The sequence below is a fragment of the Eisenbergiella sp. OF01-20 genome (assembly GCF_003478085.1).
Classification (GTDB): Bacteria; Bacillota; Clostridia; order Lachnospirales; family Lachnospiraceae; genus Eisenbergiella.
The window spans coordinates 99,502-123,466 of record NZ_QUES01000009.1 but is presented as its reverse complement, the minus strand read 5'-3'; the positions used below and the strand labels follow the sequence as shown (position 1 = coordinate 123,466).

Annotated in this window: 19 protein-coding genes; 14 read left to right on the top strand and 5 right to left on the bottom strand. The window is 46.6% G+C overall.

Annotated elements, in window-relative coordinates; all coding sequences use genetic code 11:
- The 11 genes from DXA36_RS13000 (at position 1) to DXA36_RS12945 (ending at position 15,432) form a co-directional block, all read left to right on the top strand.
- Complete coding sequence (locus DXA36_RS13000; RefSeq protein ID WP_118679830.1) at positions 1-753, top strand: response regulator transcription factor; 753 nt, start codon at positions 1-3, stop codon at positions 751-753.
- A 319-nt stretch (positions 754-1,072) separates the two neighbouring features.
- A complete protein-coding gene (locus DXA36_RS12995) occupies positions 1,073-2,821 on the top strand; it encodes an extracellular solute-binding protein (RefSeq protein WP_118679828.1) in 1,749 nt (582 codons plus the stop codon).
- Positions 2,822-2,873: 52 nt separating this feature from the next.
- Positions 2,874-3,821 (top strand): ABC transporter permease, encoded by a 948-nt coding sequence (locus tag DXA36_RS12990; RefSeq protein WP_118679965.1) that lies wholly within the window; start codon positions 2,874-2,876, stop codon positions 3,819-3,821.
- 20 nt (positions 3,822-3,841) lie between these two features.
- Positions 3,842-4,756, top strand: a complete 915-nt coding sequence (locus DXA36_RS12985) for a carbohydrate ABC transporter permease (protein WP_118679826.1) — start codon at positions 3,842-3,844, stop codon at positions 4,754-4,756.
- Positions 4,757-4,909: 153 nt separating this feature from the next.
- On the top strand, positions 4,910-6,805 hold the full coding sequence (locus DXA36_RS12980; protein ID WP_118679824.1) for a hypothetical protein: 1,896 nt from the start codon (positions 4,910-4,912) through the stop codon (positions 6,803-6,805).
- 297 nt (positions 6,806-7,102) lie between these two features.
- Positions 7,103-8,854 carry a sensor histidine kinase gene (locus DXA36_RS12970; protein WP_118679820.1) on the top strand — a complete coding sequence of 584 codons (1,752 nt, stop codon included), beginning with the start codon at positions 7,103-7,105 and terminating at the stop codon, positions 8,852-8,854.
- A gap of 16 nt (positions 8,855-8,870) precedes the next feature.
- Positions 8,871-10,367: a response regulator transcription factor gene (locus tag DXA36_RS12965; RefSeq protein WP_182479057.1), complete on the top strand. Its 1,497-nt coding sequence runs from the start codon at positions 8,871-8,873 to the stop codon at positions 10,365-10,367.
- 97 nt (positions 10,368-10,464) lie between these two features.
- Positions 10,465-12,078, top strand: a complete 1,614-nt coding sequence (locus DXA36_RS12960) for an extracellular solute-binding protein (protein ID WP_182479056.1) — start codon at positions 10,465-10,467, stop codon at positions 12,076-12,078.
- Entirely contained in the window at positions 12,078-12,983 is a 906-nt protein-coding gene (locus tag DXA36_RS12955) for an ABC transporter permease (protein ID WP_118679814.1), read from the top strand. Before DXA36_RS12960 ends, DXA36_RS12955 begins: the two co-directional genes overlap by 1 nt.
- 9 nt (positions 12,984-12,992) lie before the next feature.
- Positions 12,993-13,886 (top strand): carbohydrate ABC transporter permease, encoded by an 894-nt coding sequence (locus DXA36_RS12950; protein ID WP_118679812.1) that lies wholly within the window; start codon positions 12,993-12,995, stop codon positions 13,884-13,886.
- 13 nt (positions 13,887-13,899) lie between these two features.
- Positions 13,900-15,432 (top strand): sulfatase family protein, encoded by a 1,533-nt coding sequence (locus tag DXA36_RS12945; RefSeq protein ID WP_118679810.1) that lies wholly within the window; start codon positions 13,900-13,902, stop codon positions 15,430-15,432.
- A 76-nt stretch (positions 15,433-15,508) separates the two neighbouring features.
- On the opposite strand, the gene DXA36_RS12940 is transcribed toward DXA36_RS12945, so the two are convergent.
- The 5 genes from DXA36_RS12940 to DXA36_RS12915 all read right to left on the bottom strand — a co-directional run bounded on the left by DXA36_RS12940 (position 15,509) and on the right by DXA36_RS12915 (position 19,340).
- The gene (locus DXA36_RS12940) at positions 15,509-15,790 is read right to left on the bottom strand and encodes a hypothetical protein (protein ID WP_118679808.1); all 282 of its coding nucleotides are present in this window, start codon (positions 15,788-15,790) and stop codon (positions 15,509-15,511) included.
- Entirely contained in the window at positions 15,791-16,489 is a 699-nt protein-coding gene (locus tag DXA36_RS12935; protein WP_118679806.1) for an ABC transporter permease, read from the bottom strand.
- Positions 16,461-17,216: an ABC transporter ATP-binding protein gene (locus tag DXA36_RS12930; RefSeq protein WP_118679804.1), complete on the bottom strand. Its 756-nt coding sequence runs from the start codon at positions 17,214-17,216 to the stop codon at positions 16,461-16,463. Before DXA36_RS12930 ends, DXA36_RS12935 begins: the two co-directional genes overlap by 29 nt.
- Before the next feature lie 88 nt (positions 17,217-17,304).
- Complete coding sequence (locus DXA36_RS12925) at positions 17,305-17,952, bottom strand: TetR/AcrR family transcriptional regulator (protein WP_118679802.1); 648 nt, start codon at positions 17,950-17,952, stop codon at positions 17,305-17,307.
- 497 nt (positions 17,953-18,449) lie between these two features.
- Entirely contained in the window at positions 18,450-19,340 is an 891-nt protein-coding gene (locus DXA36_RS12915) for an AraC family transcriptional regulator (RefSeq protein WP_118679800.1), read from the bottom strand.
- A gap of 213 nt (positions 19,341-19,553) precedes the next feature.
- Between DXA36_RS12915 and DXA36_RS12905 the strand changes: the two genes are divergently transcribed.
- The 3 genes from DXA36_RS12905 to DXA36_RS12895 all read left to right on the top strand — a co-directional run bounded on the left by DXA36_RS12905 (position 19,554) and on the right by DXA36_RS12895 (position 23,951).
- Entirely contained in the window at positions 19,554-20,786 is a 1,233-nt protein-coding gene (locus DXA36_RS12905; RefSeq protein ID WP_118679796.1) for an MFS transporter, read from the top strand.
- A gap of 51 nt (positions 20,787-20,837) precedes the next feature.
- Positions 20,838-22,292, top strand: a complete 1,455-nt coding sequence (locus DXA36_RS12900) for an FAD-dependent oxidoreductase (RefSeq protein ID WP_118679794.1) — start codon at positions 20,838-20,840, stop codon at positions 22,290-22,292.
- A gap of 99 nt (positions 22,293-22,391) precedes the next feature.
- Complete coding sequence (locus DXA36_RS12895; protein ID WP_182479055.1) at positions 22,392-23,951, top strand: sialate O-acetylesterase; 1,560 nt, start codon at positions 22,392-22,394, stop codon at positions 23,949-23,951.
- Positions 23,952-23,965 lie beyond the last annotated feature (14 nt).

Here is a 23,965-nt window from a genome sequence, read left to right as displayed (position 1 = left end):
ATGTACCATGTGTTTTTGGCGGATGATGAGCCATGGGCTTTGCTGACACTTAAAAATATGATAGCGTGGAGTGATTACGGCTTTGCTGTCAGCGGCGAGGCGGAGGATGGGGAACAGGCCCTGGCGAGGATTAACAGAACCAACCCGGATTTGATTATTTCCGATATCCGTATGCCCGGAATGGACGGCCTCACCCTGCTGCAGACGATCCGGGACGGCGGCCTCCAATCGGAGGTACTGCTGGTCAGCGGGTATACGGATTTCGAATATGCAAGAAAAGCGCTGCAGTTCGGCTGTGCCGGTTATCTGGTGAAGCCGGTGGAGGAGAAGGAACTGACGGAATATCTGGATAAGGTTAAGCGGCGTCTGGATGAGAAAAAAGCGGAGCGGGGGCCGGGAGCCGGGGAAGAGCGCCAGAAAGAGGGATACCAGTCGGAAAAGCTGCAGGTACAGGCAATGGTGAAATACATACAGGAGCATTACGCACAGCCGCTCACCCTTCAGGTATTATCGGGCGAGTTTAAAATGAGTGAAAGCTATATCAGCAGTCTCATTAAAAAGAGGACAGGAAAAGGCTTCAGCGAGCACCTGGTGGAAATCCGGATCCGCAAAGCCCAGGAATATCTGCGCACCACCAATGACAGCATCGAGCGGATAGCGGAACGGGTGGGTTATCCCGATTATTTTTATTTTACCAAGGTTTATAAGAAAGCAACCGGAATCAGCCCGGCGGCATACCGCAGGCAGCTGTAGGAGGAAGGGGCGGATCGGTACATATACCTGTCCGATTCGAAAAAAGTAGTGGAAACCGATAGATAGGGATGGGGCCGCGGGGAGAATGCCGCGGCTATTCTTTTTATACCAGGTAAAATCCGTTACCGCTCACGACCTCTCTGTACCCGGGGAGGCCGTGGACGGTAACAAAAATCTAAATATGTGACAAAAATCTAAAAGTATATCCATACAAAGGAAATCCCGGGGATAGTAGAATGAAGCAGTCAGAAACGGTCCGGCCTCCCTGCGTTGATACGCCGGAAGGCGCCGGAAATTCAGAAGGAAAGAGGAAAGGTTTATGAAGAGAAGAAAAACAGGGAAAAGGAACACAAAAAGCCTCTGCGCAATGATGCTGGCCGGCGTGATGGCTTTCAGCCTGGGAGCCTGCGGCTCTGCCGAAACCGGGGCATCGGGTACACAGACAGGACAGAGTGAAGCGGCCGGGGAAACCGCGCAGGCGGACACAGCTGCGGCCGCTTCGGGAGAAACAAGCGAGCTTTACTGGTTTTCCGATGTCTCCGGCTGGGGACCGGCGACGGCAAACTGGTCCACGAAGGAGTCACCCGCTACCAAATATATAGAAGAAAATTTCGGCCTTACATTGAAAATCGAGCAGCCGCCCACAGACGCGTCCACCAAGCTGGGACTGATGATCGCCTCAGGAGAGCTTCCGGATGTGATGTCCATCACCGATGCGGATATGTATAAGCAGCTGGTGGCTGCGGATAAGGTGTGGGATATGAAAACCTTCCTGGAAACCTATGATCCCGATTCCCATCTGCTGAAGGATTTCCCGGAGGATATCAAGCAGGCGCTGACCGATACCTACGGCGGCTGGTATTCCTATCCCAGCCATATGGAGTCCAAAGATAACCGGGAAGTATTCCCTCCGGATGATCAGGTCTGGATCGATGTGGTGGAAAAAGGCAGCAACAGCTGTATTATGTTCAATAAGGAGATTATGGATGCCCTGGGAATAACACAGGAGGATGTCCGGACGGAGGAAGGCTTTTATGCGGCCTGTGAAAAAGTGAAAACCTCCGGTTACCAGGTTGACGGACAAAGTGTGCTGCCTGTGGTACTGCAGTGTAATTTGTGGATTACCGGCAGCCTGGATAGTATCGTGTCATGGAACTTCGGCGCGGTGCCTGTGGATGAAAACGGCAGCTACAGACATATGGAACTGAGCCCCGGATACAAAAACGGCCTGAAGTTCCTGAATAATCTGGTACAGGACGGCTATCTGGATGTCAATACCCTCACCATAGATGAAACGGCACTGAAAACCTATCTGGATGCCAAAAGAGTATTCTGCTGGATTGGAAACCAGGCACAGCAGGACAAGACCAATATGCCCTGGGTTTCCTACGGCCCGATTCTTGCATCCAATGGCGCCAGACCGGCTATGCCCGTAAACCAGTCCGCAGGGACCGGCTGGATTCAGACCCTGGTATCCAAAGACTGTAAGGAGCCGGAGAAGATAGCAAAGCTGTTAAGCTGGGCGTCAGGCAAAGAAGGCCTGCTCATCAATTATTACGGGATGGAAGGCACGGATTATACGATCGATGAAAAAGGAATTGTGACCAGAACGGAAGAAGGGACAACAAAGCTGGCGGAGGATTATGACAATAATGTGCTGATGTGGCCGTTTGCCAACACCTCTTTTGAAAGAAATACGGAGCCGGTTCCCGATCCTGCCAGCAACAGAGGCGTTGAGGTTTCCCTGATGCCGGCTTTGGGAAATTACGAAGATACTTATATCTATGATGAATCCCTGCTCGGTTTCAAGAACAGTACCGTGATTGAACCCTCCAGCGACCTGGGGATCAAACTGTCCCAGATAAAGAATTACCTGGAATCCCAGAAGGCGAAGATCGTAACAGCAGCTTCCGACGAAGTGTTTGAGACAGAATACCGGAATATGCTCGATACGCTGAACCAGTATGAAATCACAGCCATCGATGAGGAATACAACAAGGTATATCAGGAGTACTGTGAAAAGAAAGGCAGCAGCATAGAAGATGTGAATGCCGATTTGTACAAATAAATCCCATGCCCGGCTTACCGGGCGGCAGCCTGATGAAAGACGGAGGTTTTACATGAAAAGGAAAGAAAAAACAAGGAAAGGGTTCCGCCTGGGCTACGACAGGGCCACACAGCTTCAGCTGCATACCCTCATGCTGCCCGGAACCGTTCTGATGCTGCTGTTCAGTATCGTGCCGCTGTTCGGCCTGCTGCTGGCTTTTAAGAATTACAGTGTCATAGAAGGAATCAAAGGGGTATTCACCAGTCCCTGGTATGGCTTCCAGAATTTCAAGGTCATATTCGGTAACTTTGACTTCAAGCGTATGCTGGTAAATACCCTGGGAATCAATCTGATTGGGAATCTGGTGAATATCGTGATGGCGATTCTGTTTGCTTTATTCATCAATGAAATCGCCCGTCCCAGATTTAAAAGCTTTGTCCAGACAGTGACCTATATGCCCCATTTTATTTCCTGGGTAGTATTCGGAGGGATCGTCATTACGCTTCTGAGCGGTGACGGCGGTCTGTTCAATCAGATTCTGATGAAGCTGGGGATCATTTCCCAGCCTGTCGTCTTTATGGCCCAGCCCCGGTATTTTTGGGCGATAGCTATTCTTTCCAATCTGGTCAAGGAACTGGGATGGAGTACCATCCTGTATACCGCAGCCATATCCGGCGTGGATCAGGAGCTGTATGAGGCCGCGGATCTGGACGGCGCAGGCAGACTGCAGAAAATGCGCTACGTAACCCTTCCCTGTATCAAGGGAACTATTGTGATTATGGTAATCTTCGCCGTTGCGGGCATCATGAACAACAACTTCGATCAGCTCTATGTGCTGCAGAATTCTTTTAACCTGGAACGAAGTGAAGTCATTGACACCTACATCTATAAAGTAGGCCTGCAGCAGCTGCAGTTCGGTATGGCGGCGGCCGTTAACATTTTTAAATCCATACTGGCAATTATCCTGCTGACAACTGCCAACTTTGTATCCAACAAGCTGACGGACAGCGGCCTGTTCTGAACGGAAAGCGGAGGTTTCCTATGAATAAAATCAAATCAAGAAGGGAGAAACGTTTTTCCGTTCTCCTGACGATAGTTATGATACTCATTATGGTGATCACGGTGTATCCGGTATGGTATTCCCTGATCAATTCCCTGAACAGCGCCCAGGCTATTGCCAAAGACGGCTATGCCATGCTGCTGCCAGGAGAATTTTCCCTGGAGAGCTGGAAATCCGTGCTGAAAAATCCGGAAATATTCCGGGCCTTCGGTATCACACTCTCCCGGACTGTGATTGTCACGGTGGTGCAGACTCTATTTACCGCCATGTTTGCTTATGGGTTTTCCCGGGACAATCTGGTGGGAAAGAAATTTTACACAGTGCTGGGGTTTATCAGCATGTACTTAAACGGCGGCGTTATCGCCTATTTTATCCTGTTCAACGCCATGCATATTTACAACAGCTACTGGGTGTATATCCTGCCTGCGCTGTTCGGCGGCTTCTATAACGTCATCATTTTTAACACCAATTTCAAAGCGATCCCCGAATCCCTGTTTGAGTCGGCCAAAATCGACGGGGCGAGCGAGTATACGATATTTTTCCGTCTGGTCATTCCTCTGTCCAAGCCTGTTATCAGCGCGCTGGGCATCTTTACGGCAGTGGCTACCTGGAATGATTATACCCAGACCCTGTATTATACCAAATCATCGGAAATCCAGACGCTGTCCTATTACATGCTTTCCATCACCAAGGCCAGCGCCTCCGCCGCCCAGCTGGGTGAAACCATGAGTGCGGGAGCGGCTTCCGTGCTGACCACGGTATCCAATTCCTCAGCCAACTACAAGACAATCGAACTGGCCTGTATGGTGCTGTCGGCACTGCCTCTGATTATCATGTATCCTTTTGCCCAGAAGTTTTTTGAAAAAGGCGTTATGGTAGGATCGGTAAAAGGGTAGTTGCCCTGCGGTTGAAAATGTGCCAGAATGAAGGTACGGTTCAGACGGCCCTTTGCGGCCTGCGGCAGGCATTGGGTTCTGCAGCCGCGTTCGTCCGGCGCATTGTATGCGGGATTAGCACACTCTGGAAAAAAGAGGGAGAAGGAGAATAGGATGGCAGTGATTCAAGTAGAAAAGGAATGGACAAAAGAGCCGGTGGACCGGCGGATTTTCGGCAACTTTATTGAGTCGGGCTTCGGACGGCAGGTGAACGGGATGTGGAGCGAGATGCTGTATAACCGCGCGTTCCGGCAGGTGCCTGCAATCAAAATCGCCACATGGGAATGGCTCGGACTGGATAAAGAACACTATAACAGCGGGGCGCCTTTCTGGCACAGCGGTTATGAGGAAAATGACTGGCAGCCGGTGGGAACTCCGGCAATGGCGCATACCTGCGGTACACATACTTATAAGGGGACCACTTCCCTTTTACTGGAGAATACGGACGGCAAAGAATGCGGCCTCAGACAGGAAGGGATCCATCTGAAGCAGGGAAAGACCTACCGTTTCCGTCTGTTTGCCGGAATCCGCGGCAGATTGAGCGAAGCCGGGTTAAACGGATTCGGGGATACTATCCACAAAGAAGAAGCGGAAGAACTGAGAGTGGCAATCGGAACACAGTGTACCCGTTTTTCCCTGACAACGGTTCCGCGGCTGTATGAATGGGAATGGACCGCGGAGGAAGATACGGTTACGGATATCCGCCTTACCTTTGCGTTCCCGGGAACATTGATCCTGGCCTTTGCTTCCCTGATGCCTGCCGACAACCTGGGCGGCTGGCGTGCGGATGTGGTGGAAAAGCTGAAGGAGGCATCTCCCAGCGTGGTACGGTTCCCGGGCGGCTGCTTTGTCAGCTTCTATAATTGGGAAAGCTCCGTCGGAGACAGGGATACCAGAGAACCCCAGCCCAGCTTTTACTGGGGAGGGCTGGAGGAAAATGATGTGGGGCTGGATGAATTCCTGCACCTTTCTTCCCTGGTTGGTTTCGAACCCCAGATCTGCTTTAACATGATGACCTCCGATCCCTTTAAAGCCAGGCAGCTGGTGGAATACCTGAATGCGCCTGAAACCGTGGGGATGGGCCGCCGACGTATGCTGAACGGAAATCCCAGGCCCTATGGAGTGAAGCTGTTTGAAATGGATAACGAACCGGGAAGAAAATGGACGGCGCAGCAGTATGCCTGCCAATGTGTGGAGTTTGCCCGGGAAATGCGCCTGGCGGATCCCGGCATCGAGCTGATGCTGGCGGCTTATGCCTATGAACCGGAGTTCCTCCCGGGAATGCTGGAGATCGCAGGAAAAGATATCCAATATGTCATATACAGACAGGGCAGCCCGGATTTTGTCCATAAAATACTGCCCGTAATCCGGGAATATAACCGGAAGAACCAGACGAATCTGAAGCTGGTAAATACGGAGTGGCTTCCCTCCTGCCACAGCCCGGAACCTTTTGAAGATCCGCGGATGCCTCTTGATTTCAGATGGCACGGTGAGGTGACCAACGACTACGCCAATATTTTCGGCGTCCAGCAGATCAGCTGGAACTATGCCCTCAACGGCGCCCGAAGGCTGCTGGATTATATCAGCTACGGCGGGGAATTTGCCCTTGCCAATTTCAATAATATGTGCAATACCTGGGGACAGAACATAATCGAGGCTACCAAGGATAGCTGTTATCTGTCCTGCATGGGCAAGGTATTCGCCCTGTTTGCCCGCGTGTTCGAGCCCTGCTTTGCAGCAAAGACCCGGACCGGGGACGAGAAGCTGTTTGCCCTGGCTGTAAAGACGGTTACCGGGAAACAGCAACTCTATCTTATTAACCATTCAGGAAGCGCCTGTGATACGCTGCTGCCGGAAGGAAACTGGACCTGCCGGGACGGCCTGCAGGGATGCGGCCGGATGGCCCATGAAACGGAAGGGGAAAGCTGCGCTGAGGGCTGTCTGGTACAGCCGGAAGGATCGCGGATTAGGGTTCCGGGACTTTGCTTTTTGTGTCTGGAACGCAGCTGACAGGAGATAACGGGAAGCATAAAAAAGACGGGCAGCGGCCTTGGATAACCGCTGTCCGTCTTTTTTTATGGCCTTTGCGGCAAATATACGGACCGGTTTAACAGGCCTGCAGGATAACGAGTTCATAATCCCGGCTTCCCACGCCGATTTCAGCAGACCCCCGCAGAGAACGTTGCGTATAATTGCATGGAGAGTTAAGGGCAGGATCTTGGTGGATTTTGCCTTTTTTATTTGCACCGATCTATTATTCTATTGTATATTTACTATAAAAGAGTAGTATATGGGAGGCGGGAATGGATGAATCTAAAAAACAATAAAAAGGGTGTGCTGCGGGGAAGCTTTACGATACAAAGTAAAATATTGACTGTCTGTTTATCTCTTGCCCTAGGAATAACAATGGTTTCGCTTATTTTATCTTATTATACGGAAATTAATTCTTACAGGAAAATAGCTGAAAGCTATTTGACACAGTACATCAGGTTTGCAGATCAAAATTTCGATAACATGATAGGGGAAGCAAGAAAAATTTCTCTTTCTATTGCAGTGAGTAATGATATGATTTACCCCATCCTGAATAATGAGCTGACCAGTGAAGTTTCTTATGACCGGTTCCTTCAAAAAAAGCGTATTACCAACTTCCTGTCAGGTTTAATGACACAGAAAGAGTATATTGCGGATATAATGATTGTTACCAGGAATGGCTCGGTATACCAGGCGAGTCAGGACTTAATTGTACGGAAAGACCTGCAGGAAGAGGATATACAGATTGCGCTGCGTTCAGAAAGAGCCGGGATTATTTATGACAGAAAGAAAAATTCGGTTATTTATTGCTGGCCTATTTACTATAAAAATGAGATAAAAGCAACCGGAATGATAAACTTAAAGTATGACTTTCTGGTAGATGCGTATAATATGGAGCCGTTAAGAACTTCTACCGTTATTATAACTATTCCGGAGGATACGGTTTTTTATAGTAATAGGGGGGATGAGAAAGAAACAGCGCATATCCTGCAGATGATTGGGAAAAAAGAAAAGGATACGGGCTATATAAAAATAAACGGGGAAAAACAGTATTACATAAGAAACAAATCCGGCACAGGTTTTATGTCAATATCCGTACTGATACCTTATCGTGTCCTGTCAAAAGATGCAGAGAAATTAAAATTAAAATTTATAATTATCGGGTTCTGTGCTGCTGCGGCTGCCGTTTTCTGTTCTGTTTTTTTATCACGGAAATTATGCCGGAATCTTAAGCAATTATCCAATAATATGGAGGAAATCAGACAAGGGAATATGGAAGTAAGAGTGTCCGTACAAACAAGAGATGAGATTGGGATTTTGGCGGATACATTTAACAGAATGATGGATCAAATAGCAAAGCTCATGATTGAGATAAAGGAAAAAGAAATAGTAAAAAAGGAGGCGGAACAGAAATTTTTAGATGCACAGATAGAACCCCATTTTTTATATAATTCCATTAACAGTATCCAATATGTAGCCCACATGCGGGGAGAAGAAGAAATAGAAAGGGTGGCAATCGCATTATCGGAGTTATTCAGGAGTGTGTTATCTAATAAAAGAGAGTTTATAACGCTTTGGGAAGAAAAAGAATATATCGATAATTATATCCTGATTGAACGTTTTAAGTATACCCGCGATTTTTCCCTGATTTGGGATGTGGAAGAAGAATTGTGGGCATATCAGATACCTAAGCTTCTGCTGCAGCCAATCGTTGAAAACGCATTGATTCATGGTATTGCCGACAAAGAAGAAGGGGTGATTAATATTAAGGTTTACAGGGACGAAAATGCCGTAGTAGTAAAAATATTGGATAACGGGAAAGGGATTGCCAGAAACAGATTGCAGGAATTACAGGAAGGGATCTATAAAAATAAGAAATCAAGGTTCCGAAGGGTTGGGATATCCAATGTATTTGAAAGAATAAAGCTATTATTCGGAGAAGAATACGGAGGAAATATTTACAGTTATCAAAATACTTTTACATGTATAGAGTTGACTCTTCCACTATATGTGGAGCAATACCTGTGAGGGGGACAAGACAAAAATGCCGGTTAAAATGGTAGTGGTAGATGATGAAAAAGTGTTTCGAAACTATATTAAATCAATGGAGTTTATCGGACACGGCGAATACGAACTGGTTGGGGAAGCAGGAAATGCGGAAGAAGCGCTTCCAATTCTTGCCAAAAAAGAGGTGGATATCATAATTCTTGACATTTCAATGCCCGGCAGGAACGGAGTGGAATTTTCCAAAATAGTTGCAGGAAAGTATCCGCAGATTTCAATGATAATAGTAAGCGGTTATGATGATTACGATTTTGTAAGAGAGACTTTGAAAAATGGCGCAAGGGACTATATCCTGAAGAGCAGGCTGACAGAAGAACTTCTTCACAATGTGCTGGAAGAAATAGGGAAACGCAGAAAAGACAGGACATTGTGGGATATAAAGAAGGAATTAAGACACCGGGCGGACGAGTGGATATTCGGAGACGGGGGGAACCCTTTTACCTCTGATAATTCGAAGAAAGCAGTTATGATAGAAAAGGTGGATTTTGTTAAGAAATATTCACGTACAGCCAAGGAAAATATAGCGGAGGGAATATGTAAAATATTTGAGCGATTATCCACGGATAAAATGGATATCCTGGCTGTTCATCACGAAGAAAATTTATTTGTTATTCTCGTCCGTTTTTATGAAGAAAACTCGGAAAAGAAGATGAGGGAAATTCTTGAATATCATCATTTAGTTGGCTCAGACAGCATAAAGAGCCTGTATGAAATGAGAACATCAGTCTGGTATTGTCCGTTTTTCTTCAGTGACAATGCGTTAAAGTCCTATGTGCTTCATAGAGTGGAAACGACGGAAAAAGCGGATAGGTCGATAGATACGCAATTATCATTGACGATTCATCAGCAAAAAAGGATTTTGTCGGTGATAGAACAGCCGAATATAAAAGAGGCTGTAGATATTATAAAAGATATTTATGGACAGATCCCGGAGGATAACACCAGCCTGTGTTTTATGGTTACAAAAGAATTGATAGAATTATTGGAAAAGGCGACAACTGAGTACGGAATTAAGCTTGATTTTATACCGAAGAATTATGATTTGTTTGACTATACGAAAGGAAAAAAGCGGTTGGCTTTAAGTGAGAATATTTCAGGATTATACGGCAATGTACTGAGAGAAATCAAGAGCCGGCAGGATTCCCTTCAGAATTATTCAATAATTGTTACAAACGCAATTGACTATTTACAGGAGAATTTTTATAAGAATATCAGCCTGAGTAAAATGGCGGCAGATATAGGAGTCAACAGTTCCTATTTGAGCAGGGTATTTCATTCTGAAACAGGATATACCGTGACGGAATATCTGAAAAAAGTAAGAATAGAAGAAGCAGAAAAACTGGTATTAGACAGAATTCCATTAAAAACGGTAGCATATCAGTGCGGCTTTAACAGCTGCGGTATTTTCTTTAAGACATTTAAAGATTATACGGGAAAAACACCGAAGGAATTTTTCAGGGATAGTAAAAATACATGATAGAAAAGTAAAAAATAACAATCATTTTCAAAAAAACACACAGGGAAACTATGCTACCATGAAACAGTAACAAATAACGGAAATGGAGGAAGGTCTTATGAGAAAAGGTATTTCGTTACTGCTGTGCGTGGCATTAGCCGGAAGTCTGCTGGCTGGGTGCCAATCGGAAAAAAACGATAAACCGGCCGCGGGAGTGGAAGAGGAAGGGCAGCAGACCGCGGCGGAATCATCGCAAACAGAGGGTCCGGACGGACTCAATATGGAAGGATTCCCTGTAGTCAGGGAACCGGTCACCCTGACTGTTTACGGACAGCGGGATCAGAACCAGGCTGATTGGGATGAGGTAATGGTGCTGAAGGAATATGAAAAGATGACCAATGTCCGCATGGATTATCAGGAGGTCCCTGCAGACGGTTTTCAGGAAAATCTGCAGCTTCTGTTTGCTTCAAACGATTTGCCGGATGTTTTTTTAAGGTGCTGGCTGACTGACAATCAGATTGCCACTTATGGAGTTACAAGTAATCAGCTTATGCCCCTTGAAGATTTGATTGACACATATGCGCCCAATCTGACCCGGGTTTTAGAGGAAAATCCGTTAATGAGGCAGGCAATAACAGCTTCCGACGGCCATATATATGCAATTCCGCAGATTGATATCAGTGCCACGGGACGTATTGATTTTAAACAGTGGATTAATAAGAAATGGTTAGATGAGCTGAAATTGGATATTCCCACTAATTATGAGGAATTTAAGGAGGTGCTGATTGCATTCAGGGATGGAGATCCTAACGGGAATGGAGAAAAAGATGAGATTCCCTTAGGCGTGCGCGAACCCAGCTCCATTTATGTATTGGGAGGTTCTTTCGGATTACAGTATCAAATGAAAGATACCTATAATGTGGACAAGGAAGGGAAGCTTCACAACTGGTTATGTGATGATGCGTTTAAAGTATATCTTCAATATATGAATGAGCTGTATGAAGAAGGCCTGTTATGGCAGGATTATTATAAAAATGACAGACCGGCGTGGAGAAGTAATCTTGCAGGTGAATTATTTGGTGCCATGTACATGCCTTATTCGGATGTTTTTCTGAATTGTGAATTGGATTATGTGGGATACGAACCCTTAAAGGGACCGGATGGCAAACAGCTTTGGGCCAATGTAAATACCGGTGTAACAGGCGGTGCTTTTGCCCTGAGCAATACATGCAGTAATCCGGAAGCTGCTATCAGATGGGTGGATTACTTTTATAGTGAAGAGGGAAGCCTGTTCTTTAATTACGGCCTGGAGGGGGAAACGTATACCTTTGACGATGCCGGTATCCCAAGGTTTAAGGATGAGATTTTGAATGCGGAAGAGGGCTTTATGACAGCTCTTGGTAAAATTAATTTAGTGCCCGGAAAAGGCTTTCCCTGTCTGATAACGGATAAGACAGATGGCACAGTCGCCAGCGATCACACGAAGGAAGTTACGAAGGTGCTTACCGGTTTCCTGCCGGAGAAGGTTTATGCAAAACCGTCTGTCAGCATGGAGGATACGGAAAGAGTGATAGCGATCGAACAGGATTTACAGAATTACAGGGATGAATCTGTAACGAAGTTCATTATCGGTGAATGGGACTTTGATAAATGGGATGAATATTGTGCAACGCTTGAGCAAATCGGCATCAGGGAATTGGAAGAGATATACCAGAAGGCTTTGGGGGACTGATGAAAGAAAAATTGAAAAATATCAAGAGATACAGCAGTCTGTATGCGTTATTGATGGTGCCATTGGTATGGTATATCGTATTCAAATATATCCCTATGTATGGGCTGCAGATTGCTTTTAAAAGATTTAATCCCAGTCTGGGAATAGCAGGCAGCCCATGGGCCGGGGTGACATATTTTAAACAGTTTTTCGGTTCTTATTATTTTGGGGATATTTTATGGAATACAATATCGCTCAGTCTGTTTACGATGCTGATTGGATTTCCCATGCCGATTATTCTGGCGCTTCTGATCAATGAGATCAAGAGTATAAAATTCAGGAAAATAATACAGAACATAACGTATATGCCTAATTTTTTATCGGTAGTCGTTATTGTAAGCATGCTGACTTTGTTTTCAAATAAAGATTATGGTTTGTTTAATAAGCTGACAGGATTTTTCGGGGCGGTATCGGTGGATTTCATGTCGAAGCCCTCCTGTTTCCAGCCTTTGTATGTATTTTCCAATGTATGGCAGTTTATGGGATTTAATGCAATTATATATATTGCGGCTCTTGCGGGAGTGGATCAGGAACTGTATGAGGCGGCTTCTATAGACGGAGCCACAAGAATGCAGAAAATTATTCATATTTCCGTTCCCTGCATCATGGGCACGATTCTTATTATGTTTATTATGAGAATCGGAAATTTAATGTCTGTAGGTTTTGAAAAGGTATTGCTGATGCAGAACAGTGTCACGTTATCTTCCAGTGAAATCATATCCACCTTTATCTATAAAAATGGGATTCAAAAAGGGCAGTTCAGTTATAGTACGGCCGTAGGAATGTTCAATTCTGTCATAAATTTTATATTATTGATAAGTGCCAATTCTATCAGTAAGAAAACAACCAAAACAGGTTTGTGGTAGAAGGGAGATATGATGAATGCGCTGAAAAGAAAATTAAAAAGTGATTTATTTTTTAATATAATCATTTATGCAATGGGACTTCTTATTGTTTTGCTAGTGCTGATTCCTCTCCTTTTTGTGGTTGCAGCATCTTTTTCCGATCCGGATCTTGTAATAAAAGGAAAGGTGCTGCTGCTGCCCAAAGGAATCACATTAAAAGCTTATACGATGGTTTTTGAGAATGAAGATATCTGGAGAGGTTTTCTTAATTCCTGTTTTTACACCGTAAGCGGAACTTTTATCAGTGTGGTTTTGACAATTATAGCAGCATATCCTTTGTCAAGAAGGAAACTGCCGGGCAGAAATCTTTTTATGATGGCTATCCTTTTTACAATGTATTTCAGCGGAGGAATGGTGCCAACTTATTTGCTGGTGCGGGATTTAGGTATGTATAATACGATTTGGGCCTTACTGATTCCATCCGCAATATCCACTTACAATTTAATAGTGGCTAAAACCTTTTTTGAAAACAGCATCCCTGAGGAATTGTATGAGTCGGCTACACTTGACGGCTGCGGGAATATACAAATGCTTTTACGGATTGTTATCCCTCTTTCCAAGGCAATTATTGCCGTGTTAATCTTATATTATGCCGTTGGGATCTGGAATGCATATTTTGATGCGTTGATATATCTGAAAGATGATAATAAATATCCGTTACAGATTATCCTGAGAAATATTCTTTTGCTTGGGCAGACCGAACAAATGGGGACGAATGATGTGGGAATGGCGGAAAAAATAAAAATGTCCGAGGCAATTAAATATTCTGCTATAGTTGTATCAAGTATACCAATGCTTATTATTTATCCTTTTGTACAGAAATATTTTGTAAAAGGGGTTATGATAGGAGCAATTAAGGGGTAAAGGAAATATCAGAATGAAAGAGAAGAGAGCAAAAAATCTGATTATAGTAATGACAGACCAGCAGAGGGCGGATTTGCGCAAGAGCTGCGGATATGAGCTTGACACAATGCCATTTTTAGACAAGTGGGCGGAAGGCGGAGTGGATTTCGAACGTGCATATACTTCCAACCCTACCTGTATGCCTGCGCGGGTCAGTATGTTTACCGGGAGATATTCCCAAGCGCACAGGGTACGGACTAATCATAATGCGGTAGATGCGCTTTATACAAGGGATCTTTTGGATGTCCTTAAGGAAAATGGGTATAAGACGGCTCTGTGCGGAAAAAATCATTCACACCGCAGTACGGAAGATTTTGATTTTTGTGAAGAAAACGGCCATTTGGGACACGAAGGAGAAGTTAACAGCACCGATGCACAGAGCGAATTTGCTGAATTTCTCTGTAAAACAAGACATATGGAGGTGGACTATCCATCGCCCGGAGGGATTGAGGTACAGCATCCGTACAGAAACGTAAGCTCCGCATTGGAATTTATAGACGGTGTGGAGGAAGGAAGGCCATTTTTTGCATGGGTTTCGTTTGCAGAACCTCACAATCCTTATCAGGTACCGGAACCATATTTTGACATGTTCCCGCCGGAGAAACTGCCGGAAGTCCATGCGGGAAAAGAAATCCTGCCGTTAAAAGGAAAACGTTTCAGCAGGCTTCGTGAGAACTGGGAAGAGGTTCTGGGAAATGATATAGAAAAAAGAATCCTGCGTTCACGTTCCAATTACCACGGAATGCTCAGATTGATTGATGATCAGTTTAAGCGTTTGATTGAAGGGTTAAGACAGCGTAATATAGAAGAGGATACGATAGTGTTGTTTTTATCCGATCACGGGGATTTTGCAGGGGAATACGGACTGCTTAGGAAAGGGCCGGATCTACCCCAGCTTCTTACACGGATTCCCATGATATGGAGAGGTCCGGGGATTACAGGCCGGGGAAAAGACAATAATCATTATGTCAATATGGTAGATGTATTGCCGACTGTATGTGATATGCTCGGGATAGGGCTTCCCTTCGGGATACAGGGGAAGAGCATTCTTACGCTGTTGGAGAATAAAAATATTCCTGAGAAGGAGTTTGTTAGCGCCTATGCCGAGAGCGGGTATGGAGGATTATATTGGGATGAGAATGACGGACTGACATTGGAAGCGGAAGGGGCGCTGCATTCGGGTGTTACCTATGATTGCCTTAATACCTGGACGCAATGCGGGCAAGTACGGGCTGTTTGGCAGGACGGGTATCATTTACAGCTGGATATGATGGGAAACGGACATTTGTATGAGGTGGCAAAAGATCCTTATGAACGATATGATCTGTGGGACATACCGGAGTATAATTCAATAAAAACTAAGATGCTTCAAGCGTTGGCGGAGAGTATGATGAAGGCAGCTGATCCGATACCGGTACCGCATAACCGGTATCGTACCAAGGTACATCCGAAAGGGTATTGGAATCAGGAATATCATGCAGCAGATCCGGGGGTGCGCCGTTTGTAAAGAATGGAAATATGTGCCGGTGTTTAGTAAACCGGGGGCAGAAACAGGCTGTTGAGACTAACAGCCTGTTTTCGATTCAATTATCCTTTGTTTTTCCCAAATAAATGATATTGGACAATATCGTGACTGCTCCTGCGGATAATGCTCCTATCGCCCATAAAGTTTTCCCAAACAATAGCCCGGCACTGCCCGTAAGCAACAGTACCGCACCGGTACAAGCACCGATAGCCCGCCCGATTTTATCCACTTTTGGAGAAGGTGTTTTTACCCTTTCTGTCTTTTCCATAAGCGACTGCGTAAATTCCATAGGTACCTCTATGGCTTTTCTTGTGATTTCAGAAATTTTGTCCTGTTTCATTTATTCTACCTCCATATGATTAATTTTACGGGATAAGGTAACAAGTACGATCAATATAACAATTAAAGAAATACCAATAATTATCAAAGAAATAGCTGGTGTTCCCACGTTGCTAATAGATATATTTCCATAAATACCCAACAATATAAACGCACTGATTAGCGTGGCTGAGATGGATTTTTTTATAAATCCGATACGCATAGACAGTAGTCCGATTGCACTGACAGCGACGAAAGAAACAAGCAGATTACAGAAAGCTGTTATTATGATGTCACTCGTCATAACGTCCGATACAATTGGGGAAAAAGCTTCGGTCAGGACGAAAATACCGACAGACAACACTGTGCTAAAGAACATGGATAGCATTACAAATAAAAGAACAATGAGTATTTTTGCCATAAATGTTTTTTTGCGGCCAACAGGATAGGAAAAAAGCAGTGCTAACCGTTTGCCTGAATATTCTTCAACGATCAGTTTTGCGTACATCGTTGCTGACAAAATACCAAAAAGAATTATAGAAATTGCACCCGTAAACATAAAGATATTTCCATAGTTCATAAACTGTACTTCTTGTTCCGCTTGTGCCACATAAGCAACAAAATAAGTAAATACCAGCAGAACAATACCCGATATAGCACTGCTAATAAAATAAGGACGCAGATTGATACGCTCAAGTTCTAATTTCATAAGTTTTGTCATAGCTGTTCCCCCCGCTCATGATAGTGAAAAAATAGTCCTCCAGGCTATTTTTATGTTCTGCTTTGATTGTTGCCAAGTCAGTTTCACATACTATTGTACCATTAACGATTACTCCAATTTTATCCGCAACGTGTTCAATTTCACTTAGGATATGACTGGATAATAAGATTGTTATGCCGTACTCCTTTGCAAGGCTTAAAAACAATTCTCTCATCGCCCTGATGCCCATAGGGTCAAGTCCGTTAATCGGCTCATCTAAAATCAGAATTTTGGGTTTATGAATTATCGCTCTCGCAATTCCCAGTCGCTGCCGCATTCCAAGCGAAAACTTAGAAGAAGCTTTCTCCTGGGTATCGGATAGACCAACCATTTTAAGTGCTTTGTCTACTCCAAAGCCCTCCACGCCCATATACTCTGAGTGAATTTCTAAGTTTTTGTAAGCAGAAAGATGTTCGTAAAAGGTGGGGGCCTCAATTAAACTCCCTATTTGAGAAAGCATCTTGTCACGATATTGAAGCATATTTTCTCCCAATATTTCAACATCACCAAAATCAGGTGTCAGCAATCCGGTCAGCAACTTAAACATAGTGGTCTTTCCTGCACCATTTGCACCAAGAAAACCATAGATTGTACCTTCCCTGATGCACATGGAACAATCCTTGATAACCTCATTTCCTCCAAAACTTTTAGCCAGGCGAGTGGTTTGTATCGCTATTTTTCCGCCCATTCAATTCCTCCTTATAAAACCGACTGCCGGTTTCTAACTTTTTAAAAAAATGGACTGTTTTATAACAGCCATTTTAGCTTATAAATAGTTAAAACAATCCTGTTTTAACATATCCATCTGTTATATTCTCAATAAATGTATTATCTATTATATCTAATCCAAGAAGGCGCATAACCGATTGCAGATAGTATAGACGTTTTTTGGTGTCATTTATATTTCGCGTAAAAAGCACAGGACTAGTCCAAAAATTTAGAAGCAGTAAAAATATTTCTGCACAAAAGGCAGGCTCTGTGGTTTGTATCGAACCATCTGTAATCCCTTCCTCAATCAGCTTTGAAATAATAGGGGCATCTTGATTAACCGCATTTTGCAAAGCACCCATCACAAAATGAGGATTGTTTGATTGAGAGGTCAAAACGGTATCAAAAGAATGCGTTTGTGTGCTCACGCTCCACTGATAAAGAATTTTTTTCAGCTTTTCCTTTGCATTGGCTGCCTTGGTGTTCTCAATTAAATCATGCAGCATATCAGCGGCACATTGTGCCCTTTTATGCTTTACAGCTTCTAAGATTTCCTCTTTTGACTTGAAATGGTGATACAGCCCACCCTTAGAAAGCTTTAGCGCATCTAAAATATCCTGTATGGTAGTCTGCTCATAGCCTTTTTCAATAAATAATTTTATGGAAGCATCAATGATTCTTTCTTGTGTTTGCTCCGGATGTTTATTTCGCCCCATGCTGCACCTCCTAAAACCGACGGTTGGTCTGTAATATACTTTAACAGCCGTTACCCATTTTGTCAATCTCTTTTGCTATATATTATCTCCCAAACAGTATAACTTCGTAACAGTTCAGACGGTCCCTTGTGTCCTGTGGCATCCCCCACCCCTCCTTTTTCCCGGGGCGGCAGTGCTGCAGGACACAAGGCACGCAAATCCTCAAAAGCCGTTTTATGGACAATAGGGACGAGCAAATCACGGGCAGGCAAAGCTGAAAGTTCGTTATCTGCTACCTCTTCTCCCTTAACGCGTTTAAGAAATGGGTTTCAGTATTGCGGATTTCACCCAAACAGAAAGGCGGAAAAGTATGAAGATTCAGAGAAAATGGAAGCGATGCGGTGCCGGTCACCTTCTGGAGGTCCTGATGGCCCGGATTTTCGCAAAGAAGGCCGGCTGCCTATATTTGCAGGGTTTTTCTGCGTCCGGAAACAAAAAAACTGTTCCCGCTTCCTATCTCAGGCCAGCCTGCGGAAGCAGCGGGGAGATACGCCCTTGACCTGTTTGAAAAACTTGCAGTAATAGCTGGCGCTGTGAAATCCGCAGGCATAAGCGATCTCCGTAATGGTCTGCTTCGTGTCGGATAACAGCGGAAGGCTCTTTTCAATCCGGTAGGTCAAAAGATAGGTGATGGGAGAAACCGAAAGGTGTTTCCGGAACAGGCGGCTGCAGGTACTTTCACTGATGTGAAAAGAGGATGCCAAATCCTTCAGCGTAATGGGATCCATATAATGAAGATCCATGTAATGCAGCATTTCCTTCAGGATTTCCACATCCCTTCCCCCGCTCTGGATGGGGGCAAAGGCAGCAGGCCGGCGGGCAGCCAGGGCGTGAAACAAAGAGAGGATATGGCTTTGAATCATCAGTTCAAAGCCGTATCCTTTTTCCTGCGATACCTCATACAGAGATTCCAGGATGTGCACGCACGCCGCATCCCGGGAATCTTCCCCATGGAATGCATAGCTGGAAAAGCTCTTGTTCCTCATGAGCGGGAGCAGATATTTTTCCATGACAAGGCTGTCGGGTGCAGATTGCAGAAGCTCCGGCGCAAAGACGAAATTATACATGATACAGTTTCCGCAGTCTACGGGAACAATGCTGTGAAGCACATCGGAATTGATGAAAAGGCCGTCCCCTTCCTTTAAAAGATAGGTGTCCGATGCGATTTGAAAGGATGCCCGGCCGGCGATCACTGCGGTGAATTCAAATTCCCTGTGCCAGTGCCACGGAATATATCCGGCCGGGTACAGCGACAGATCGTCCAGGTAATCCTGGAAGGGAAACGCCTTGGATCCGTGTTTGGTCAGTTCCTGCAAATCCGCCCCGATTTCTATAGTAAGCTGCTTCATGGGAAAAATCCTCCATAATGACCTGATTGTTATAAAAAGATCCCATATTATGACTAAAAAACGCTATTTTTATAGTTTCAGTGACTCTATAATACTAAATTGCCGGGTGGTTTACAAGGCCCGTACAGAGAACCTGTCCTGGCAGGCCGGGATGCCGGCAGATACCCTGGGACACAGAGGACAGACAAGAGACTGGAAAGAGAGATAAGATCTATGGAAAACTATGTTGTCAGCGGAGGAAAATCGGTTCTGAAAAGCTATCGGCATACGCTGTATGCCAGTTATCTGGGTTACATTACCCAGGCTATCGTCAATAACTTTGTCCCCCTTCTTTTTACTACATTTATTGCATCGTATGGGATTTCCCTGGAAAAAATAACATTGCTGGTAACCATTAATTTCGGCATCCAGTTAGTGGTGGATTTGCTGTCCCCCCGTTTTGTGGATCGGATTGGCTATAAGACCTCGATTATTATCGCACATGTGTTTGCGGCGGCCGGCCTGGCCGGTCTGGGTGGCCTGCCGGATCTGCTGCCGGATCCTTATGTCGGCATGCTGGCTGCCATTCTTTTTTATGCCATCGGCGGCGGGCTGATAGAGGTGCTGATAAGCCCCATTGTGGAGGCCTGCCCGTTTGACCAGAAGTCGGCGGCCATGAGCCTGCTGCATTCCTTTTACTGTTGGGGGCATGTGGCGGTTATCTTGGTATCCACATTGTTTTTTGCCCTGGCCGGTGTACACAACTGGCGGATTCTGAGCTTTATCTGGGCGCTGATCCCGCTGTTGAACGCGGTTTATTTCTGCCTCGTTCCGGTCCGTTCCCTGAATGAGGACGGAGAGAGCATGTCTGTAAAAGAGCTGCTTTCCGGCAAGCTGTTCTGGATATTCGCCCTTCTCATGGTATGTGCCGGGGCATCGGAGCAGGCTATGAGCCAGTGGGCATCCGCATTTGCGGAGTCCGGCCTGAAGGTTTCTAAAACCATAGGCGATTTGGCGGGACCGTGTATGTTTGCCATTTTTATGGGGACGTCCCGGGCCTTTTACGCCAAGTTCAGCGAAAAAATAAACTTGATTCTGTTTATGGCGGCAAGCGGTGTTTTATGCGTTGCCAGCTACCTGCTGGCTTCCCTGTCCCCCCTGCCGGTCCTGGCTTTAGTCGGCTGCGGCTTCTGCGGCCTGTCCGTAGGTATTATGTGGCCGGGTACCTTCAGCCTGGCGGCGGAAAAATGTCCCAAGGGAGGTACCGCCATGTTTGCTTATTTTGCCCTGGCGGGAGATTTGGGCTGTTCCTCCGGCCCCACGCTGGTGGGAATGATATCCGATGCCTTTGACGGAAGGCTGACCGCCGGTCTGCTGGCCGCCATTATTTTCCCGCTGCTGCTGCTGGCAGGACTGCGGGTTTGTAAAAAAATGACGGATAGAATCCATAAACCGGAGGCATCCTAAAAGAAAGAGGTCTGAGCAGCGATCGGACGAATCGAGGAAGAGGTGTACGGCATGGATTCTATCTGGAAAAAAATGAACCATAACCCGGAAAAGCTGGCTTTTTCCGGACATATACAAACAGAAGCGGCGGTGATAGGCGGCGGGATGGCGGGCATCCTGACCGCTTTTTTCCTGCAGGAGGCGGGGGTGAAAACCATTCTTTTGGAGGCGGGGCATATCGGGGAAGGACAGACGGGCAATACCACAGCTAAAATCACGGCCCAGCACGGACTTCTTTTTGACGGGCTGACGGCAAGCCAGGGTGCCCAACGTGCGGCCCTGTACGCGAAAGCCAACCAGGCCGGCGTGGAAGAGTACCGGCGGCTTGTAAAGCAGATGGATATCACCTGTGACTGGCAGGATACCTTTTCCTGCGTGTACAGCACCCGGGATCGGGAGCTGATGGAAAAAGAAGCGCTGGCCGCTGCAGCGCTGGGGCTGCCGGCGGAATTTGTTACGGAAACCGAGCTGCCCTTTGCCGTGGAAGGGGGTGTCCGGTTAGAAAACTGTGCCTGTTTTTCGCCGCTGGATTTTCTGTATACATTGGCCGAAACATTGACGATTTATGAGAATTCAGAAGTGAAAAAGGTGGAAGAAAAGGTTATCACCACAGCCGGAGGAGAAGTGACCGCGGAGCATATTATCTTCGCGGGCCATTTTCCCTTCCTGAATAAGCCGGGATATTATTTTGCCAGAATGTATCAGGAGCGGAGCTACTGCCTGGCATTGTCCGGGGCAGGAAGCATGAAAGGGATGTATTACGGCGTGGAAGAAGAGGACTTTTCTTTCCGCGGCCTTTCCCACAAAGGCCGGGAGCTGGTGCTCATGGGGGGCTGCAACCATCGGACGGGAGGCAATGAAGGAGGCCGGTATGACAGGCTGCGTGCAGCCTCCCGCCGGTTCTGGCCGGAATGTGCGGAGGCTGCCGCCTGGTCCGCCCAGGATTGTATGACTTTGGACGGTATTCCTTATATCGGCCGTTATTCCTCCCAGACACCGGAATGGTATGTAGCCACCGGTTTCGGAAAATGGGGGATGAGCCATTCCATGGTGTCGGCCCTGCTTCTAACGGATTTGATCACCGGAAAAGAAAATCCGTATGAGGAACTGTTTACCCCCGCCAGGCTGGGCTGGAACGGGGCGGTGAACCTGGCGAAGCAGGCAGGCTGTTCCCTGAAAGGATTTATGGGAAAACGCAATGCCACGGCAGGTGAATATCTGGAGGATCTGGAACCGGGAGAAGGACATCTGGTGGAATACGGGAAAGGGAAAATAGGCGCATATCGGGATGAGGAAGGTTCCCTGCATCTGGTTACCGCAAGATGTCCCCATTTGGGCTGTGAGCTGACCTGGAATCCGGATGAGAAAAGCTGGGACTGCCCCTGCCATGGTTCCCGTTTTGACTATGAAGGCAGAGTGCTGGACGGGCCGGCCCAGGAGGGAATCGGGCTGGTATGGGAGTCCTGAGACACACCTGAGCCTGTCCTGTGCCTCCCTCTGTTCAAAAAAGAAAGCAGCTGGTATAATATGCGTAAGAACGAAGGAATACAAGGGAGGAACGGATCGATGGAAGAGGTAAAGGCAGGCATTTTATTTCAGGATGGCTGTGTCCTGCAGCGGGAAAAAGAAATCCCGGTATGGGGAGAAGGGCCGGAGGGCGCGCAGGTGGTTGTATCACTGGCGGGAAACCAGGCTGTATGCCGGGTAAAGGACGGCAGATGGAAGTGTACGCTTCCGCCAATGGAGGCGGCCTGCGGGCTTGCCATGACGATTGCCTGCGGCGGGCAGACGATAGCGTTACAGGATATTTCCGTGGGAGAAGTATGGATTGCGGGCGGACAGTCCAATATGGAATTTTTCCTCTGCTATGATGCGGATTGGGAACCTATGAAGCAGGCAGAGTGCAATCCGCAGATCCATATGTTCAATGTCCCGCGGCTGGCATTTCCCGGCCATGAAAAGGATGTGTCCGAGTGCGGGTACTGGTTCCGGGAAGGGGATAAGGCCTGGCCCCTCTTTTCCGCGCCCGGTTATTCCTTTGCCAGAAAGCTGCAGCCTGTGCTGGACGTTCCTGTGGGGATTATCGGCTGTAACTGGGGCGGTACCAGCGCTTCCACCTGGATGGAGGAGGAGTGCCTTCAGGAGCCTCCCCTGGATATCTATCTGGAGGAATATCGGGCGGCGGTCGCGGGAAAGGATCCCGAACTTCTGAAAAAAGCTTCCGTGGAGGCGTTTGCTTCAGAGGATTCCCCCGAACGCCGGGCGGACTGGGCAAAGGTGATGTACGGACTCAGCCTGAAGGAGCAGAAGGAATGGCAGGAAAACCAGGAGCCGGTGCCGGAAAACCCCATGGGCCCCTATAATGTGGGACGGCCGGGCGGACTGTACCATCAGATGCTGGAACGGATTATCCCTTTTGCAGCAAGAGGTGTGCTTTGGTATCAGGGAGAGTCGGATGAGGGCCATGCCGGAATCTATGACCGGCTTTTTGAAACCATGATAGGGTGCTGGCGGAAAAGCTTCTGCCAGGATCTTACATTCCTGTTCGTACAGCTGGCGCCGTACGGTACCTGGCTGGGAGGCACGGGGGAGAAGTATCCGGAATTAAGACGCAGACAGGAAATGGTGAGCGAACGGGTTCCCGGCGTGTTTATGACCTCCATCATGGATCTGGGGATGTATGAGGATATCCATCCCAAGCGTAAAAAAGAAGTCGGCGAACGCCTTGCCCTGCTTGCCAGAGGAAAGGTATATAAGGAGGCGATTCTGTGTGAACCGCCTGCGCTGCGCTTTGCCGAAAGACAGGATCAGGAGATAGTCCTTCATTTTGCCCATACAGGGACAGGACTGTGGAAAAAGGATAAAGCCCCGGAAGCGGAACCGGAGGCGGAGATTCCTTCCCCCCTGACCGGGCCGCGGGAAAGGAAGGATGGGTTTCTCGTGATCCAGGGAGAAAAACCGGTGGAAATCCGGGAGGTAACCCTGTGGGGAAATGAGGTGATTCTGCAAACACCCTCCCTTTCCGGGGAAGCATGTACGGTTTCGTTTGCCTGGGTGCCTTATATCTGTGCGGAAATCTATAATTCCGCCGGCCTTCCCATGAAGCCCTTTTCCTGTGAGTTGTAACAACACTTTCGGTT

Coding starts and splice junctions, on each gene's coding strand:
- DXA36_RS12955 (WP_118679814.1), top strand. CDS start 12,078: ATGAAAGAAAAATTGAAAAATATCAAGAGATACAGCAGTCTGTATGCG.
- DXA36_RS12930 (WP_118679804.1), bottom strand. CDS start 17,216: ATGGGCGGAAAAATAGCGATACAAACCACTCGCCTGGCTAAAAGTTTT.
- DXA36_RS12925 (WP_118679802.1), bottom strand. CDS start 17,952: ATGGGGCGAAATAAACATCCGGAGCAAACACAAGAAAGAATCATTGAT.
- DXA36_RS12985 (WP_118679826.1), top strand. CDS start 3,842: ATGAATAAAATCAAATCAAGAAGGGAGAAACGTTTTTCCGTTCTCCTG.
- DXA36_RS12935 (WP_118679806.1), bottom strand. CDS start 16,489: ATGACAAAACTTATGAAATTAGAACTTGAGCGTATCAATCTGCGTCCT.
- DXA36_RS12950 (WP_118679812.1), top strand. CDS start 12,993: ATGATGAATGCGCTGAAAAGAAAATTAAAAAGTGATTTATTTTTTAAT.
- DXA36_RS12960 (WP_182479056.1), top strand. CDS start 10,465: ATGAGAAAAGGTATTTCGTTACTGCTGTGCGTGGCATTAGCCGGAAGT.
- DXA36_RS12965 (WP_182479057.1), top strand. CDS start 8,871: ATGCCGGTTAAAATGGTAGTGGTAGATGATGAAAAAGTGTTTCGAAAC.
- DXA36_RS12995 (WP_118679828.1), top strand. CDS start 1,073: ATGAAGAGAAGAAAAACAGGGAAAAGGAACACAAAAAGCCTCTGCGCA.
- DXA36_RS12945 (WP_118679810.1), top strand. CDS start 13,900: ATGAAAGAGAAGAGAGCAAAAAATCTGATTATAGTAATGACAGACCAG.
- DXA36_RS12915 (WP_118679800.1), bottom strand. CDS start 19,340: ATGAAGCAGCTTACTATAGAAATCGGGGCGGATTTGCAGGAACTGACC.
- DXA36_RS12970 (WP_118679820.1), top strand. CDS start 7,103: ATGAATCTAAAAAACAATAAAAAGGGTGTGCTGCGGGGAAGCTTTACG.
- DXA36_RS12895 (WP_182479055.1), top strand. CDS start 22,392: ATGGAAGAGGTAAAGGCAGGCATTTTATTTCAGGATGGCTGTGTCCTG.
- DXA36_RS12980 (WP_118679824.1), top strand. CDS start 4,910: ATGGCAGTGATTCAAGTAGAAAAGGAATGGACAAAAGAGCCGGTGGAC.
- DXA36_RS12990 (WP_118679965.1), top strand. CDS start 2,874: ATGAAAAGGAAAGAAAAAACAAGGAAAGGGTTCCGCCTGGGCTACGAC.
- DXA36_RS13000 (WP_118679830.1), top strand. CDS start 1: ATGTACCATGTGTTTTTGGCGGATGATGAGCCATGGGCTTTGCTGACA.
- DXA36_RS12940 (WP_118679808.1), bottom strand. CDS start 15,790: ATGAAACAGGACAAAATTTCTGAAATCACAAGAAAAGCCATAGAGGTA.
- DXA36_RS12905 (WP_118679796.1), top strand. CDS start 19,554: ATGGAAAACTATGTTGTCAGCGGAGGAAAATCGGTTCTGAAAAGCTAT.
- DXA36_RS12900 (WP_118679794.1), top strand. CDS start 20,838: ATGGATTCTATCTGGAAAAAAATGAACCATAACCCGGAAAAGCTGGCT.